Below are 17,594 nucleotides of genomic sequence, written 5' to 3'. Positions count from 1 at the left end.
CGTTATAAATAGTCAATTAGCATTCTTTAAATACACCATGCTCGATCACAAAAAGTTTGCAATCGGGTGCAAAGATAAAACATAATCGCAACATCCAACCGGGAAACGTGGCCGATGACTCAACAGCAAGCAAAGCGACACAAATCCACCGCCAGCGACGTGGCGGCAAAAGCGGGCGTCTCCAAATGGACGGTTTCCCGTGCCTTTACGCCGGGCGCATCCATTTCAGACAAAGCGCGTGAGAGCGTGCTCGCGGCGGCGAAAGCGCTGGATTATCGCCCTAACCTGCTGGCACGAAGCCTGTCGCAGAAACGCACCCACATTATCGGCGTGGTGATCGATGAACTAAAAAATCCGCATTCAATGCAGCTGCTGGATGAAGTCACGCGACAGCTTCAGGCGCGTGGCTATATGGCGTTAATGCTGAACATTACCGGTGACAATTACCCTTCGGTAATGTCGCTGGCGGACCAGCTTCAGGTCGACGGCATCTTATTTCTCGGCACGGCGCTGACGCCGGAGCTGATTGCCATCGCAGAAGAGATGCATAACGTTCCGCTAGTGCAGGTCGGCCGCAACAGCAAAGAGAGCATTGATGCGGTCAATATCGATGGCTATCAGGCAGGACGCATCATCGCGCGACTGCTGCTTGAACAGGGCCACCAGCGCTTTGGTTATCTGTCCGGGCCTGGTGCTGATGACGGGCATCTGCTGCGTAAGGAAGGTTTTTGCGCCGAACTGACAGCGATGGGCTATACGCTGGAACGGGAACTGACTGCGGCACATTACCAGCGTCAGCTCGGCTACGAGGCAATGCAGCGCTATTTGCTTGAGGTCTCAGCGGCCGACCGTATTGAAGCGCTGTTTTGCGAAAACGACATTCTTGCACTGGGTGCGATGGCGGCCATACGCGACATTGCGCCCAGGACACAGCTCGCGGTCGTGGGGTTTGATGACATTGATGAGGCTGCCGCGCCGGGCTGGCAGCTGACCACCTTCAGCCAGCGGGTTGATCGGCTGATGCAGGAAGCGATCGCGCGTCTTATCGATGGGGGAAGTACGGAAGATAACGCGTGGCAACAGGGTGAATTGCGTATCCGTCGCTCTCACCTGAAGCCGTAATCGGAGGAGAAGAGATAAAGCTGTCATTACGGAGTGTATCCGCCTGCCGCTGGCAAGACCCAGCCGGATGAAGTCGCCCGCATGGACCTCTGACTGAGCGCGATCGCTATCACAAAAGAAGAAACCAACGGGTTAGCCGGTTTTATCTGAAAATTTGACGGAAATCTCACTAATGCATGCTTTAAGGACCTTTCCCTCTTTTTTTGCGTCATTAATGCGTACAGAGCATTAATTCATCCGAAAAATGCACTTATTAACTTATCCAGGATGTTTCAGTCTTCAATATTCAACGTTTTATTAAAATAACGCACATAAATATTGGAGTCTGTTATGCAACCTGCCTCTGTAAATCCGGCTACCTTACGCTCGCGCATCGGTGCTATTTTCCGCGTGACGTCAGGAAATTTTCTTGAACAGTTTGATTTTTTCCTTTTTGGCTTTTACGCCACCTATATCGCCCATACTTTTTTTCCTGCCAGCAGCGAGTTTGCCTCACTGATGATGACGTTTGCCGTTTTCGGCGCCGGTTTTTTAATGAGACCTCTGGGCGCCGTAGTATTGGGCGCCTATATCGATAAAGTCGGCAGAAGAAAGGGATTAATCGTTACCTTGTCGATCATGGCGACGGGGACTTTTTTAATTGTGTTAATTCCCTCCTATAACGCCATTGGTTTGTGGGCGCCTTTTTTTGTGCTGCTGGGCCGTTTATTACAGGGTTTTTCAGCTGGGGCGGAGCTGGGCGGCGTGTCGGTCTATTTAGCCGAAATCGCAACCCCCGGTCGTAAAGGCTTTTATACCAGCTGGCAGTCCGGCAGCCAGCAGGTGGCAATTATGGTCGCCGCCGCGATGGGCTTCGCGCTTAATGCATTACTCGATGACGCCGCTATACGTGAATGGGGCTGGCGCATTCCTTTTCTTTTTGGCTGCCTAATCGTTCCCTTCATCTTCTTCCTGCGTCGTAAATTAGAAGAGACGGACGCGTTCAATTCCCGCCGTAGCCATCCTGAAATTTCTGACGTATTCCGCACCCTGGTCAAAAACTGGAAAATTGTTGTTGCGGGCATGCTGATGGTTGCCATGACGACAACCGCTTTTTACCTGATTACCGTCTACGCGCCAACCTTTGGAAAAAAAGTGCTGCTGTTAAGCGCTTCAGACAGTTTGCTTGTGACGCTACTTGTTGCAGTCTCCAATTTTATCTGGCTACCCATCGGCGGCGCTATTTCAGATCGATTTGGCCGCAAACCCGTATTAATTACGATGGCGCTTATTGCAATTGCAACTTCTTATCCGGCATTAAAATTCCTTGCTGCCGACCCGAGCTTTTATTCCATGCTGGGCGTGCTGCTGTGGTTATCCTTTATTTACGGATTGTACAACGGTGCAATGATCCCGGCGCTAACTGAAATTATGCCAGCCGCAGTTAGAGTGGCGGGTTTTTCTCTTGCTTACAGTCTGGCAACTGCCGTATTTGGCGGTTTTACCCCCGCCATGTCGACCGTGCTGATTGAGGTCACGGGTGATAAAGCAGCGCCGGGACTCTGGATGAGCTTCGCCGCCGTTTGCGCCCTGCTCGCAACGTTATTCCTCTATAAGCAGGAATCTCAGCTGCATCATTCCGTTAAAAAGAACTTCGGATAAGGGAAGCCAGGATGATGAAGAAACAGTTAAAACAAACTTTACTGGTTTTGATGCTGTGCGCGGTCAGCAGCCATTCACTGGCCAAAGAGCTTACCGTGATGATTTCAGGCGGGTTTAAAGCAGCCTGGGAGAAGCTGGAGCCGCAGTACGCTGCACAGAACGGCAACACGCTGAAGATAAAAACGGTGCCGGGGCCGTCAATGGGTCAATCGGCAGAGGCCATTCCGAACCGGCTGGCCGCCGGTGAAAAAGCAGATGTCGTTATTATGGTAGGTTACGCGCTGGATAGCCTTGCCAAAGAGGGTAAAATCCTGCCCGGCACACGCACTGAACTGGCCGATTCAAAAATTGGTGCCGTGGTTAAAGCGGGTAACAGCAAGCCGGATATCAGTAGCAATGAGCGGCTCAGTAAAGTCCTGCATAGTGCTACATCAATCGCCTATTCAGACAGCGCCAGCGGGCGTTATGTTCAGGAGCAGCTGTTTAAGACCTTGGGCATTGAACAACAGGTGGCGGCCAAAGCGCACAAGGTGGAAAAAACGCCGGTGGGAGAAACGGTCGCCAGGGGCCAGTATGAGATAGGCTTTCAACAAGTGAGCGAGCTTCTGCCCGTTTCCGGCGTCGTCTTTATTGGTAAAATTCCTGATGACGTGCAGTACGCCACGCGGTTTGCAGGTGCCGTAGCGGCAAGCTCCGCCAGTCCTGCGGAGGCGAAAGCCCTGCTGAACTATCTTTCTTCAAAACAGGTACAACCGATCGTGCAGTCAACGGGATTGGATACGGTTGCGCAACAGAAGACTAACCATCCAGCGCGTTCACCTCAAAAATAAGCTTTTCCAGCTCGCTGGCCAGAGAGGAAAGTTCTCGTCCGTGACGTTTAAGCAGCCCCACGTTACGTTTTACCGTGGGGTCTGTTAACGCCAGGCTGGTTAGCACCGGATGCCCGGCCCTGGGCATTGCCATGGCCGGAACGGCAGCAATGCCAAGCCCCGCTTCGACCATACCGAGCAGCGTCGTGACGTGACGGGTTTCGCATACGCTCTGACAGTCCGGCGTGATGCCTGTTAATGCCTGATCCAGCACGTTACGGTTGCCAGACGTCTTATCAAGCCTGACGTAAGGATGGGTATAAAATTCCCGCCACGTCAGGCTTTCTCTTGCTGCGAGGGGATGATCGTGACGGCATGCTGCGACATAGGTTTCATCGACCAGCGTTCTGAATAGAACATCGGGCTGGGGAGATCCGGTAAAACTCAGCCCGAAATCAGCCTGTCCTTTCATCACCGCGTCATAAACATTGCCGGCGCTGGAGTCGATCAGTTTTATCCGCACGCGGGGATAGCGTGACTGAAAACGGGCAATAACTTTTGGCATAAAATAGTAGGCGGCTGAAGGCACGCAGGCCACGGTCACTAAACCGCTTCGGCTTTGACGTGTATCACTCACCTCCAGCACTGCCTCTTCCAGATCCGCCAGAATCTGCTGCGCGCGGGGTGCAAACGTCCTGACTGCTAAGGTCAGGTTCACGCGACGCGTTGTCCTTTCAAAAAGCTGAACGCCAAGCGACGTCTCCAGTTTATCAATTCGTCGGCTAAGAGCAGGCTGTGAAATACAGATCGCCTCTGCCGCCGCTTTAAAACTGCCGTACTCGGTCAATGCACGAAAAGCATAAAGATCGTTCAAATCAAAATTCACTGCCATCGGCATCATGTCCTTAAAACGCTGATTAAAATTACTGTTTTTTCCTGCCGATCGATGAGGACAATTTTGCAACCACCGATGAGATACCGACAAAGAAAACCGGCACAAAGAAAATCGCCAGCAGCGTGCCGCCGATCATACCGCCAAATACGCCGGTGCCAATGGCGTGCTGAGTACTCTCGCTGGCCCCCGTTGCCAGCATCAGCGGCACAACGCCCAGCGTAAAGGCCAGCGAGGTCATAATAATCGGGCGCAGGCGCAGATGTGCCGCCTCAACGGTAGCCTCAAAGACCGTCGCTCCCTGAGCATGCAGCTGCCGCGCAAACTCAACGATAAGAATGGCATTTTTGGTTGAGAGGCCTATAAGCGTGATCATGCCCACTTTAAAAAATACATCGTTTGGCATACCTGCTATATAAACCGCCGCCAGCGCGCCCGCCACGCCAAGCGGCACCACCAGCATCACCGAAAGCGGTATTAACCAGCTTTCATACAGCGCGGCCAGCACCATAAACACCACCAGCACCGACAAAGTCATCAGCATGGGCATTTGCGCCGCAGAGCTTTTTTCCTGTAGCGAGGCGCCGCTCCATTCTGCCATAAAGCCTTTGGGCAAGGTTGCGGCCAGACGCTCCATCTCCGTCATTGCCGCACCGCTTGAATAGCCTGGCGAGGTACTGCCGGTAATTTTTATCGCCGGATAGCCCTGATAACGGTTGAGCTGCTGCGGTGACTGCGTCCAGCGGGCAGTGATAAAGGTCGAGAGCGGCACCATCTCTTCGTTACTGTTGCGTACATAAAGCTTGAGCAAATCCTGGAGCTGCATCCGATACGGCGCGTCAGCCTGCACAATCACCTGCTGCACGCGGCCATTATCGGTGTAATCATTGACGTAGTTAGAGCCGGTAGCCGCCGACAAGGTTTGGTTAATCTCATCAAAAGAGATCCCCATCGCCTGCGCTTTCTCCCGGTCGACTTTCAAATCCGCGCTAACGCCTTCCGGCAATCCGTCAGTGTAAACGCCACTCACAATCGCGCTGCCAGCGGCCAGCTCGGTCAGCTTTGTCGCCGCCTGCATTAACGCCGTATAGCCTCTGCCGCCCCGATCTTCGAGATAGAGCGTAAAGCCTGATGAGGTGCCCATATCGGCGATTGCGGGCGGCATCAGGCTCATCACCGTCGCGTCGGGCTGCGTATTCATCGCTTCCTGAACAAACATCGCCTCGCCTGCGGCCGTCGCGCCTTTGCGCTGGTCCCAGTCCTTCAGCGTGGTAAAGGCCAGAGCCGTATTCGGGCCGGAGCCGGAAAAGCCATATCCAAACACGGAGATATTGCCTTCGATACCCGGCCGTTGGGCAACAACAGATTCCAGATGATCAACCACCTTGCGGGTTCGCTCCTGAGTGGCATCCGACGGCAGCTGGAAAACCGTCATAAAATAGCCCTGATCTTCATCAGGCAAAAATGAAGACGGCAACGCACGGTAAGCGATAAAAACGATGCCGCACAGCAAGGCATAAAGGATCATCACCCTTCCGCTGCGTTTCAGGGTGAAGCGCAATCCTGACTGATAGCGATGCGTCAGCCCGTTAAAACGTCGGTTAAACCAGCCTGCAAAGCCCTTTTTATCGTTCCCGTACGTAGTGACGGGCTTCAGTAAAGAAGCACATAAAGCCGGGGTCAGCGTCAGGGCCAGGAAGGCTGAAAAGAGGATCGAGACCGCCATGGACAGCGCAAACTGCCGGTAAATTACCCCGACCGATCCGCTGGCAAAGCCCATCGGGATAAAGACCGCCGTTAACACCAGCGTGATGCCAATAATGGCAGGCGTGATTTCGCGCATCGCTTCACGCGTTGCCTCTTTTGGCGACATCCCTTTATCCGCCATTAAACGCTCGACGTTTTCCACTACCACAATGGCATCGTCAACAATGATCCCAATCGCCAGTACCATGCCGAACATGGTCAGCACGTTAATGGAAAAGCCACCAAGCAGCATAATGGTGAAGGTACCCAGCAGCGCCACAGGGGCCACAATGGCTGGGATAAAGGTGTAGCGCAGATTTTGTAAAAACAGCAGTATCACCAGGAACACCAGCACCATCGCTTCAATAAAGGTATGAATAACCTTTTCAATCGACAGTTTCACAAACGGCGCGGTATCAAAAGGCACAGAAAACGCCATGCCTTCAGGCAGTACTGAAGAGAGCTCATTCAGCCGCGCGCTTACGCCTTCTGCCGTACTCACTGCGTTGGCGCCCGGCGAAAGCTGAATAGCGGCGGCGGTTGCAGGCTTGCCGTTTTCGCGGATGGAAAATGCATAAGATTGCAGCCCGTGCTCAACACGAGCCACGTCGCTTAGCCGCACGCGGGATCCATCTTTCCGCGCTTTAAGCGTAATGTTGCGAAACTCTTCTACCGAAGAAAGCTGCCCCTGGACGGTTAGCTGATAGGTGACCCTCTGACCCGGACGTGCAGGTTCATCACCAACGCGGCCCGGCGAAACCTGGGCATTCTGTTGGCTTAGCGCGGTAACGACGTCGCTAACCGAGAGGTTATAGGTGAACAGCTTGTTGGGATCTAACCACACCCGCATCGCTTTCTCAGCACCAAACAGCTGCACTTTCCCCACGCCCTGCACACGCCGAAGCTCCTCAGAAACGTTACGGGCAAAATAGTCGCTCAGATCCTGGTCGCTGTACGCGCCCGAGGGCGAGCGGAGGCCAACAATCATCAGAAACCCCGAGTTCGCTGCCTCCACATCCAGTCCGTTTTGCCTGACCGTCTGTGGCAAACGTGGCTCTACGACCTTGAGCTTATTTTGCACATCGACCTGCGCCAGTTTGATATCGGTTCCCGGACGAAAGGTGATGGTAATGCTCGCCGTGCCCGAGGTATCGCTGGTTGACTCGAAATAGAGCATGTTGTCCACGCCCGAAATCTCTCGCTCCAGCAATGAAATGACCGACTCATTCATCGTCTCAGGCGTGGCACCCGGATAAGAAACGCTGACGCTGACGCTGGGTGGTGCGACCGACGGATACTGCGCGACGGGCAGCTGCGGAATCGCAATCAGTCCCGCCAGGACGATAAACAGCGCAACAACCCAGGCAAAGATGGGGCGATTAATAAAAAACTGCGGCATCAGGAATTTCCGTATATAGCATTGGCTTTATGGTTGATTCACCCTGGTGGGACTTATCCCGAAGAGCCTGAAGGCGACCAGGCTGCCAGTCACAAACGGATGACCAGGCTGCCGGTCGCAAATTGATGGCTACGCGGCCATTCGCAGATTGATAATATCAGCGATAGTCAGAAACTGCGGCCTGAGGAAAAAATGATCGCCCGGCAATATGTGTGACTCAAAGCTGCCACGCGTTGTGTTCCGCCAGCCTGCCGCCGCTTCAGCACTGACTTTGTCATCCCGATCGCCCACTAAAGCCGTTACGCTGGCGTCAAGAAGGGTGCCGGATCTTGCCTGATGATTTTCAACGGCGGTGAAGTCGGCCCTGAGCATCGGCAGCAGCAGCTCCATCAGTTCGGCATTGTCCAGTACCTCCGAAGGTGTCCCGCCAAGGCGACGTAACTCTTCAACAAAGTCAGCATCATTAAGGCCCTGCAACTGTTTATACCGGCGAGAGGGATAGCCGGGTGCGGGACAGGCGCTAACGAACAGATGGCGCAGGTTGGCGCGAGCGGACAACGGTAGTCTGCCAACAATTTCAAAGGCAAGCGCCGCGCCCATGCTGTGGCCAAATAAGGCAAACGGGCGTTCAAAATGGGGAGCGAGTTCTGTCATCATCTGTTCCGCAAGCGCTTCCATTGACGCATGCGCCGCCTCGTTCATTCGCGAACCGCGCCCCGGTAGTTCAGGCGTATGGACCTCAATATCCGGCAGTAACTGGGCCAGCCCACGGAAAACAGCTGTACTGCCTCCGGCATAAGGGAAACAAATCAGACGCATTAGAAACTTTCTCCTTTACTCTTTTTGCGGCGGAAACGCATCCCGCTCGCTATCGATGAAAAACCGCGCGCCAGTCTGGACAGAAGCCGGGCCGACGGAGACATCCAGTTCAAATCCATATCGTGCCGCCCGTAGGCGATGCCGTTCTCAGTACGGCCATTTCCCTCAAAATAGTCGCCAGGACAGGCCAGCGTCTCTGCAAGCGCCAGTACCCCGCTCTCCTCCACGCACAGCGTGAAGAAACGAGGCCCGGAAACGGCGGCGATCTGCATGGCAGCGCTCTCCCGCATAAACGCCGGCACGTCATCCAGCCCCGCATAGATTTTGTGCGTCAGATGATGCAAAACCGTTTCCCACAGCGGATGGCCCGTCGCGCTGGCGATAAAGGCAATGTTGTAGCCGACGGTCTCGGAAAGGATCAGCTCGTGGCCTGCCAGCAGCTCATCGACAGGCCGCAGACATTCAATATCCATGTCCGCATAGATCCCACCAAGCGTGGCCAGCAGGCAATAACGAGCGCTGTCCATGCGCTGTACATCGTGTGGGAAGGCATCGTAAACAGGCAAAAACTGCGGCCAGTGAGTGGCCACATGTTCCCGTAAGGCGTGCGCATCCCATAACAGGCACTGAAAGTCTGGATGATGGCGCTGCCAGGATGCCCGGTAACGGCGATATTTCTCGGGAAGCTGTGCTTCCCCCTGAAACCAAACCTGATGGATGAGTTGTGGAATACTCATGATGGCATCTCGTCGTTGATGGCCTGAGCCAGGCTCGCCGCCAGTCCCTGTACATGGGGAGGTTTGAGCATGCTGACGTGATCGCCGCTGGCCAGCTGAACCGTTACCCGGTCAGCATAATTGCCCCATCCGGCCTCTCCCTGCGGGTAAAGCGCTTCGGTCGACCATAGCGCCACCGGACAGGTAACCCGCCCGGGCTGATAGCCGTGCAGGCTTTCCAGATTGTTTTTATAAATGGTAAACAGCTGCATAACATGCTCCGGTGAGGTCTGTTCAGGAACGACACCCGCCTCGGTAATTTTGGCGGTAATCCAGCCTGCACGTTTGGCTTCAGGCAGCGCGCGCAGACGTGTTGCATCCAGATCGATACGTTTTTCTATCGACAGCTCAATGGTGCGGATCATGTAGTCCATCAAATCCAGATCGTCGCGAGGTAATTGATCTAAAGAGGCCCGGTCTGGCTCAGCTATACCGTCCAGAATTGCCAGCAGTAACGGCGGCTTACCCTGAGCAGTCAGCGTTCGGGCCAGCTCGGTAGCAACCTGAGCGCCAAACGAATGTCCCGCCAGGATTAGCGGCCCGGGGATGTTGGCTTCCACTATGGCGCGAGCATAGAGCTCTGCCATCTGGGCGATCGACGGCGCGTTCTCATGCTGCGCTGCGAGCGACTGAATAGCATAGACGCTAAACGCCTTAAGCTGCTCAGCAAGCGGACGGTAGGAGAGGATCTGCCCGGAGATGTCGTGCACCAGCACCACGCTGGGGGCATTTTCACGAACGTGGATGGGAACCAGCACGTCGGTCGGGGTATTCACTTCAGCGGTAATCGCGACAGCCTGCGCCTCAAGCGTACGCAGCCCAAACAGGCTGGCCAGCGGTAAAGCGCGTTTAAATTCGCGTTCAATCAGGAAAATAAGCTTCACCGCTCTGAGCGAATCGCCGCCGGCCTCGAAGAAATCAGCTTCAGGATCGTTTACCGCATGCCCTGTCACTTCACGCCAGATCGTCGCCAAACGCTGTTCGATGGCGTTCAGCGCTCTGGTCTCGCGTTTCTCTGCTTCTGAGTTACCTATATTGTCAGGAAGCGGTAAAGCATTACGATCCACTTTTCCGCTAACGGATATCGGCAGCGCGTCAAGCCGGACGTAGTGCGACGGCACCATAAAGCCCGGCAGCCGTTCTCGCAGCCAGGCGGCTAAATCGTGCGTCAGGCCATCGTGCTGTTCTGCCAGGTAAGCGACCAGCGAATTGTTTCCCCGATCGTCGGTATGCACCCTGACCGCAGCTTCAGTCACGCCCGGGTATTGGCGTATTTTTTCCTCAATTTCACCCAGCTCAATGCGGAAACCACGGAATTTCACCTGATCGTCATTGCGGCCGAGATAGTTGATAACGCCGGTGGTGCTCCAGCTTGCGCGGTCGCCGGTGCGATACAGGCGTCCCCCTACCGAGAACGGATCCGGAATGAAACTTTGCGCAGTTAGCCCAGGTTTGCCTGCATATCCACGCGCCAGCCCGCTGCCCGCCACGTAAAGGTCGCCAGCAATGCCGGGAGGCACTGGCTGCATCTGCTCGTCTAAAACGTAGACCCTGACGTTCCAGATCCCGCGACCAACCGGCATCGGTCCGAACCACGGTGAAGCAGCGGTAATTTGATAAGTACAGCAGCCGACGGTCGCTTCAGTTGGCCCATATTCGTTGTACAACCGGGTGGACGGCGCATGGCGACGCCACTGTTCAACGGTTGAGGCTTGCAGCGCCTCGCCACCAATAACGATGGCTTCTACGCGGCTGCTGGCCAGCTGTTCCGGCTCCAGCACCTGCTGCAAAACGTCCAGCTGTGCCGGGCCACAATCGATCAGAGCCAGCTGCTCGCTGCGCGCCAGCAGCGCGTAACGGGTGCGTGACAGCACTTCATCACGCAGCATCAGCTGCATGCAGCGCCCGCTAATCAGCGGCGTAAAGAGCGTGGTCATACTGCCGTCAAAGGCATAGGAAGGCGACATCAGAACGGTACCTTCGCTGCCTGGGGTATAGGTCTCAAGTGCCCAGCTAAGGTAGTTAACAATCGCCGCGTGGGTAATCATCACCCCTTTCGGCACGCCCGTGGACCCGGAGGTATAGATGATGTAGGCAAGGTTAGCAGGCATCACCCCACTGGCTGGACACGGGTCCGCCAGCCCGAGATCCTCAAGCAGGATTTTAGGCCCGCTGAAGGAGGTCGCCGATGTCAGGCCAGACTGGGTGACCAGCACGGCAGGCCGGGCGTCATTGAGTATCAAATCCAGGCGTCCGGCAGGGTAATCCGGATCCAGCGGAAGATACGCCGCCCCGGCTTTCATTATTCCCAGCAGCCCAATCACCATGCCGCGATCGCGTTCGGTACAGAGGCCGACAATGCTGTCGGGACCGACACCATGTTCGTGCAAAGCCCAGGCTACGGCATTCGCCCGCGCCTCAAGTTCTGCGTAACTGATTTCGCCCGTAGCGTCGCGAACGGCAATGCTGTCAGGCGTACGAGCTGCCTGTAAAGCAATAAGCTCGTGAAGGCAGCGCTCATGCGGGATCGCATGGTCCGTCTCGTTGAGCACCTCCAGCAGATGCTCGCGCTCGCCCGGTGCCAGCAGGTCCAGCGTCGCAACGGGCGTTTCCGGTGTGGTTGCCATTGCCAGAAGCAGGGAATGCAGCTGGGTTGAGAAGCGTTCTACCGAAGCGTGCAGGAACTTATTCGCATCGTATTCCAGCATGCCCTGGAGGCCAGACTGGCCGTTGTCGTCAGCAGTCTCAATAAAAGTCACGCTGAGATCGAACCCCGCCACCCCTTCCTCGCCCTGCAAGGGCTCGGCTTCCAGCCCCGGTAGCGTAAATTTCCCCAACGGCATATTTTGCAGCGTCAGCATGGTCTGGAACAGAGCATGACGATCGCGTGACCGCTCGGGGCTAAGCTCGCTGACCACCGCATCGAACGGCGCGTCCTGCCATTCATACGCTTCCAGCACGCGTTCCCGCACGTGAGCCAACAACGCCCGGCCGCTTATCCCTGCATCGCTTTGAATACGCAAGGCGAGCGTATTCAGGAAACAGCCAACAATGCCCTCCAGCTCTTTATGCTGTCGCTGGGCAATCGGCGTGCCGATCACCACATCATACGTTCCGCTGTAGCGGCTCAACAGGGCGGAATAACCTGCCGTCAGTACCATAAACAGGGTCGCGCCCTGGCTTTCGGCGAAATGTTTCAGCTGGCGCAGCTGGGCCGCATCGAAATTGAAATAGATGATTTGTCCCATCTTTGGCACGTCAGAAGGTGGCACCCGGTCGAAAGGCAGCGACAGGCCATAAGGCGCGCCCAGAAGACGCTGTTTCCACTGTTGCAGCAGCGATTGCAGACGAGCGCCGGCCAGCTCCGTTCGCTGCCAGACGGCGAAATCAGCCAGCTGTAGCGGCAAGGCAGGCAGCTGCGGCGCCCGGCCGGCCACGCTGGCTGCATAGCACTCGCTGAATTCACGGACCATCACGCCCAGTGACCAGCCGTCACAGATGGCGTGATGCAGAGTGAGTTGCAGCACGTGTTCCTGCTCGCTTAAACGTACAAGGTCCAGTCGCAAAGGTGGTGCGACGTCAAGTTTGAACCGGGTGTTAGCCTGAACAGCAATCCGCTCTCTCAGCGCCTTTTCAGCCTCGCTGGGGGAAAGGTGGCTAAGATCGGTTTCCTCTGTCTCCGGCGTCCAGTCAGATTTGATGAGCTGCGCAGGCTCACCCTCGTTTTGGACAAATACCGTGCGCAGCGCTTCATGGCGAGCCACAACAGTCTGAATAGCAGCGCGCAGCGCGGCAGGCACTAACTGTCCACGAAGCCTGAGGGCTAACGAAATATTATGAGAGCCAATCGATCCCCGATCTATCTGCTCCATAAACCAGAAGCGCTGCTGGGTATAAGCCAGCGGAAGTAAGCCACCGCGCGGAACCGCTTTGAGGTCGGCTGACGGCGGCAATGACTGCCTGGTTTTTTTCAGCAGGCTCTCCAGCATCGCGGCCAGCCCGGCAATGGTAGGATGATCGAACAGGCTTCTCAGCGGCAATTTCACCGAAAACGCCGCGTTCAGGCGCGAAATAACCTGCGTCGCCAGCAGCGAGTGGCCGCCCTTCTCAAAGAAGTTGGCATGCAGTTCCGGCTGGGCCAGCTGCAACACCTCGGTCCAGATTTTTGCTACTTTGCGCTCGGTATCGTTGAAATGCTGATGCCGATCGGCGGTGACTTCCTGCACTTCCTCCGGTTCAGGAAGCGCTGAGTAATTGAGTTTTCCGTTCAGCGTCAGAGGAAAAGTCTCCAGCGGGATATAGACCGCTGGCAGCATATAGTCGGGAAGATAAGCGGCAAGATAGCGCCGCAGCGTCGTTGCCAGCGGCTCTTCCTCTCTCAGTTTCGACGGGACGTTGAAAAATTGGGTCAGTTCTGCATCAATAGTGACGGAAGGCGCTAAAGCGGGCAGCGCTTCGATGCGGGTCGCTACAGCCAGCTCAAAGTGCCCTGGCTGCCCTTCAACGGTCCAGTAAAGCTTCGCAGCTCCCGCGCGTGACTGCCACTGCTCTGCCAACACCCCAGGCGCCTGGCCCGCCTCAGCGCTGGACCAGTTGTTCCACTGCTGTGACGTTGGCGCTGCATCGGCATCGCTTTCCAGCCAGCCGAGAAAAGCGTCGACAGCCGCCAGCCGTGGATTGGGGATGCCACTAATGAATGCAGGCTGTCCCTGCCAGGCAGCGTGAATGTTGGCGACGTCAATGCGCTCGCAGGGTTGCGATGGTTGCGGCGTGCCTTTGAGGATCGCCACATCGTAACGGTAAGTGGTGAGTTCATTCTGCCCGCCACCTACCTTCGGTAAAATATCGATACGGGCGATATCGTCGCGCTGAGCGGCCCAGTGGAAGAAGAATGCGGGATCGACCAGGAGTTCTTTCTCGCCCTCGACCATTTTTGTCAGCTGCGCAAGCAGGCTAGCCCGGTCAGATTCAGCAGGTCGGCGATGGACCAGACGGCTGGCGTGAAAATGCCTTAACAGCCCCAGATGCCGCAAATCGCCGACAAACAGGCTGCCGCTCGCATTCAGTCGCTGCATCGCCTGATCGAGGACATCAATAAAATAGCTGGCTTTGGGGAAATATTGCGCGATGGAATTGAGGATTGCTAAATCGAAATCATCCGGCAATCCGGCCTGGTCGCTGGCTTCCCGCTGCTCCAGCTGAACATGCGTAAACCCGCGCCCGGCGACTTTCCGGGAAAGACGCGCGACGGCTTCAGCGGAGAAATCCAGCCCCTGATAGCGCTCAACCTCTTCCGCCAGCGGCAGCAGCAGCATGCCGGAACCGGTGCCCAGTTCGAGAACACGGGTTGGCTGTAAGGCGCGCAGTCGTTGCAGGATTTCATCCCGCCACAGGCGCATATGCTCAAGCGGCAGCGGCTTGTTGTCGTAAGAGTCATTCCAGCCGACGACGTCAAGATCGTCGTCCTCGACCTCGGCGGCATAAATCATATCGAAACTTGGCCGCCAGTCTTCAGCAGTAGGGCCACCCTGTGGCAGAGACGTTGGGCGTTTACGTACCCAGGCAACCAGCCGCGCGGCGTCGTTTTGCCCTCTGACGGCGACCACGGCATCTTCAATAGCAGGATGACGCCTTAAGGTATTTTCGATCTCCCCGGTTTCGATGCGGTAACCGCGTAATTTGATTTGAGAATCGGCACGGCCACGGTATTCGAGTTCACCCCAGGCATTGATCCTTGCCAAATCGCCGCTGCGGTATAACGGCATGCCGCTGGCATCACGGAGAAAACGCGCGGCCGTCAGCGCTGGCTGGTTGCGATAGCCACGTGCCACACCGGCTCCGCCGACAAAAATTTCACCCACCATCCCTTCCGGTACAGGTTCACCATTAGGATCGAGCAGGCGCAGACATAAATCAGGCAACGGCGTGCCGATAACGCTGCTGGCCGCTCGGGGTAAATCAGCGTAAGTAATCAGGCGGAAGGTCGCGTGGACGGTGATTTCGGTAATACCGTACATATTGACCAGCCGTGGCTCCTCATCACCATGGCGATCCATCCACGAAGCCAGGCTGGCGATATCCAGCGCCTCTCCGCCGAATACGACATAGCGCAACGCCAGATCGCCTTCGCGAGGGTTGGCCTCTTCGGCGGCCATCAGCTGGCGAAAAGCTGACGGCGTCTGGCTTAAAACGGTGACTTTCTGGTCACACAGGAGATCGTAGAAGCTGTCGGTCGACCGCGCCACGATTGGCGGCACGATCAATAACGAAGCGCCGTGAACCAACGCGCCCCAGATTTCCCATACCGAAAAATCGAAGGCGTAGGAGTGGAAGAAGGTCCAGACGTCGCTTCTTTCAAACTCGAACAGGCTGTCGCAGGAAGAGAAAAGTCTCGCTGCGTTAGCGTGAGTGACCTCGACGCCCTTAGGACGCCCCGTCGAACCGGAGGTATAAATAATATAAGCAAGCCGTTCAGGACTCACCTCAGGCAGGTCACATTGCGGCGGGTTATCGATCTCATCGATGCAGAGAAGGGTGCCGGCGAAAATCGGTATCGTCCCTGAATGAGCGCTGTCAGAGAGCATGAATTTGACTTCGCTGTCTTCAATAATGGTGGCAATGCGCTCTGCCGGCGAGTGGATATCAACAGGCATATAGCCGCCGCCAGCCATCCATGTGCCCAGCATCGCGGCGATCATGCCAAAGCCTGGCTCAAACCATAACCCTACCGGCTGCTCAGTATTAATGCCTGCGGCGATCAGCGCGTGGGCAATCTGGCGGGCCTGAGAGGCCAGTTCACCGTAGGTGAGGCGCTCGTTGCCCAGCTGTAGCGCGCGACGATCGGGCCACTTCTCCGCCTGTTGCACTATCCGTTCGTGTAAAGGTCTGACCGCCGCTGGCGACGTCTGGCGCGGAAACGGTAGTAAAGCGGCACTGTCGTTAATCAGCGCCAGTTGCGACACCGGCTTATCGGGCGAGGCGGCAATGTCGGCTAACAATATCAGCCATTGTTCGGTGAGACGGTTTAACGAGGCGGGCAAAAAGAGATCGGTATTATAGACAAAGGTGCCGGCCAGGATGCCGTCAGACTCGCTCAAAAAGAGTTCCAGATCGAAACGGGCCGCTTCCTGGCTGAGCAATTTCTCAGCAGCCAGCGTGCCCAGAGACATCCGCGAGCCGGGCAGATTCAGCAACGTCATGGCCACCTGGAAAATCGGATTGCGGCTGGGATCGCGCGCAATTTTCATGCCCTCAACCAGCCGGTCGTAAGCCAGCGTGCTGTGGTCCATAGCGGCATGCACCTTAGCGGCGGTGGTTCTTAGCAGCGTGCGAAAGCTCGGGTCCTGCTCCAGCCTTGCGCGGATCACCACCATATTGGCAAAGAAGCCAATCAGCCCTTCCAGCGCCTGATCGTCCCGGCCAGCAATCGACGTGCCGATGGCAACGTCAGACTGGCGTGCATGGCGTGCCATCAGCACGTGCAGCGCAGCCATCAGTAAACTGAACAGCGTAGTACGCTCGCTGGCCGACAGCTTCTGCAAAGCGTGGGTCGTTGTCGCGGGCAGCTGAAAACTTACCGTCGCGCCGTTAAACGTTTGCTTCTGCGGTCGGGGAAAGTCGGTGGGCAGTTCGAGCAGAGGCAGCCCCTCCAGCTCCTGTAGCCAGTAAGCCATTTCTCTGCTTTCACGGTCTTTGGCCGCAGTGCTTCCTCGCTGCCAAAGAGCATAGTCAATATAGCGAAGAGATCGGCGAGGCAGCAGCGGCTCTTCGCCGCGAGCATAAGCATGATAAATCACGGCCAGCTCGCCCATCAGCACGGTCATCGACCATGCATCGCTGATAATGTGATGCAGACTGAGCATCAGGGCATGTTCATCGGCAGCCAGCTTAGCCAGTACCACGCGAAAAGGCTTTCCGTCGCTGAGTACAAACGGGCGAGCCGCTTCGCTGCGTAACAGTTTGTGCAGCGCCTGCTCGGCTGCTTCACCTTCTGTCTGCGTCAAATCGACGCTGTTTTGCACCGGCATATAAGCCGGCATAATTACCTGTTGTGCCTGCCCGTCCTGGCTACAAATGGCGGTGCGCAACGCTTCATGCCGCTCAACCAGCGTCTCAAGCGCCGCAAACAGCGCCTTCTCGTCCAGCTGGCCCTGTAACCGAAATGCGTTGAAGATCGTATAGGCCGCCGCATCAGGATCCAACTCGCTGAGAAACCACAGGCGCTCCTGCTGGAAGGATAACGGCCCCTTGTTCACCGCCTGCGTGGCAATGGCCGGTTCTTTAACCCGCACATCGTCAGATAACAGTGCATCAAGCAGGTCAAGATCTTCTTCAAAGAAATCGTTCTGGTCCAAATTACCACTAACACTCATCAGGTCACTCCTCAATGG

The 17,594-nt window shown here is 56.1% G+C and carries 8 protein-coding genes; 3 read left to right on the top strand and 5 right to left on the bottom strand.

Going from position 1 to position 17,594, the window contains the following annotated elements; translation table 11 throughout:
• Positions 1 to 114 precede the first annotated feature (114 nt).
• The 3 genes from AAGQ96_RS09895 to AAGQ96_RS09885 all read left to right on the top strand — a co-directional run bounded on the left by AAGQ96_RS09895 (position 115) and on the right by AAGQ96_RS09885 (position 3,593).
• On the top strand, positions 115 to 1,122 hold the full coding sequence (locus AAGQ96_RS09895) for a LacI family DNA-binding transcriptional regulator (RefSeq protein ID WP_147197608.1): 1,008 nt from the start codon (positions 115 to 117) through the stop codon (positions 1,120 to 1,122).
• Between the two features lie 330 nt (positions 1,123 to 1,452).
• Complete coding sequence (locus AAGQ96_RS09890) at positions 1,453 to 2,763, top strand: MFS transporter (protein WP_342755406.1); 1,311 nt, start codon at positions 1,453 to 1,455, stop codon at positions 2,761 to 2,763.
• 14 nt (positions 2,764 to 2,777) lie between these two features.
• Positions 2,778 to 3,593: a substrate-binding domain-containing protein gene (locus tag AAGQ96_RS09885; RefSeq protein ID WP_342755546.1), complete on the top strand. Its 816-nt coding sequence runs from the start codon at positions 2,778 to 2,780 to the stop codon at positions 3,591 to 3,593.
• On the opposite strand, the gene AAGQ96_RS09880 is transcribed toward AAGQ96_RS09885, so the two are convergent.
• The 5 genes from AAGQ96_RS09880 to AAGQ96_RS09860 all read right to left on the bottom strand — a co-directional run bounded on the left by AAGQ96_RS09880 (position 3,562) and on the right by AAGQ96_RS09860 (position 17,576).
• Complete coding sequence (locus AAGQ96_RS09880) at positions 3,562 to 4,464, bottom strand: LysR substrate-binding domain-containing protein (RefSeq protein ID WP_342755405.1); 903 nt, start codon at positions 4,462 to 4,464, stop codon at positions 3,562 to 3,564. The two genes, AAGQ96_RS09885 and AAGQ96_RS09880, sit on opposite strands and share 32 nt — an antisense overlap.
• Before the next feature lie 31 nt (positions 4,465 to 4,495).
• Positions 4,496 to 7,609 carry an efflux RND transporter permease subunit gene (locus AAGQ96_RS09875; RefSeq protein WP_342755404.1) on the bottom strand — a complete coding sequence of 1,038 codons (3,114 nt, stop codon included), beginning with the start codon at positions 7,607 to 7,609 and terminating at the stop codon, positions 4,496 to 4,498.
• Between the two features lie 129 nt (positions 7,610 to 7,738).
• Positions 7,739 to 8,428 carry an alpha/beta fold hydrolase gene (locus AAGQ96_RS09870; RefSeq protein WP_147197601.1) on the bottom strand — a complete coding sequence of 230 codons (690 nt, stop codon included), beginning with the start codon at positions 8,426 to 8,428 and terminating at the stop codon, positions 7,739 to 7,741.
• On the bottom strand, positions 8,428 to 9,165 hold the full coding sequence (locus AAGQ96_RS09865) for a glycosyltransferase (RefSeq protein ID WP_147197600.1): 738 nt from the start codon (positions 9,163 to 9,165) through the stop codon (positions 8,428 to 8,430). The genes AAGQ96_RS09870 and AAGQ96_RS09865 overlap by 1 nt, the downstream gene beginning before the upstream one ends.
• On the bottom strand, positions 9,162 to 17,576 hold the full coding sequence (locus tag AAGQ96_RS09860; RefSeq protein WP_342755402.1) for an amino acid adenylation domain-containing protein: 8,415 nt from the start codon (positions 17,574 to 17,576) through the stop codon (positions 9,162 to 9,164). Before AAGQ96_RS09860 ends, AAGQ96_RS09865 begins: the two co-directional genes overlap by 4 nt.
• Positions 17,577 to 17,594 lie beyond the last annotated feature (18 nt).

It is taken from the genome of Pantoea sp. MBD-2R (assembly GCF_039134845.1).
In the GTDB taxonomy this organism is placed as follows: Bacteria; Pseudomonadota; Gammaproteobacteria; order Enterobacterales; family Enterobacteriaceae; genus Erwinia.
This window is presented reverse-complemented; position numbering and strand designations above follow the sequence as displayed.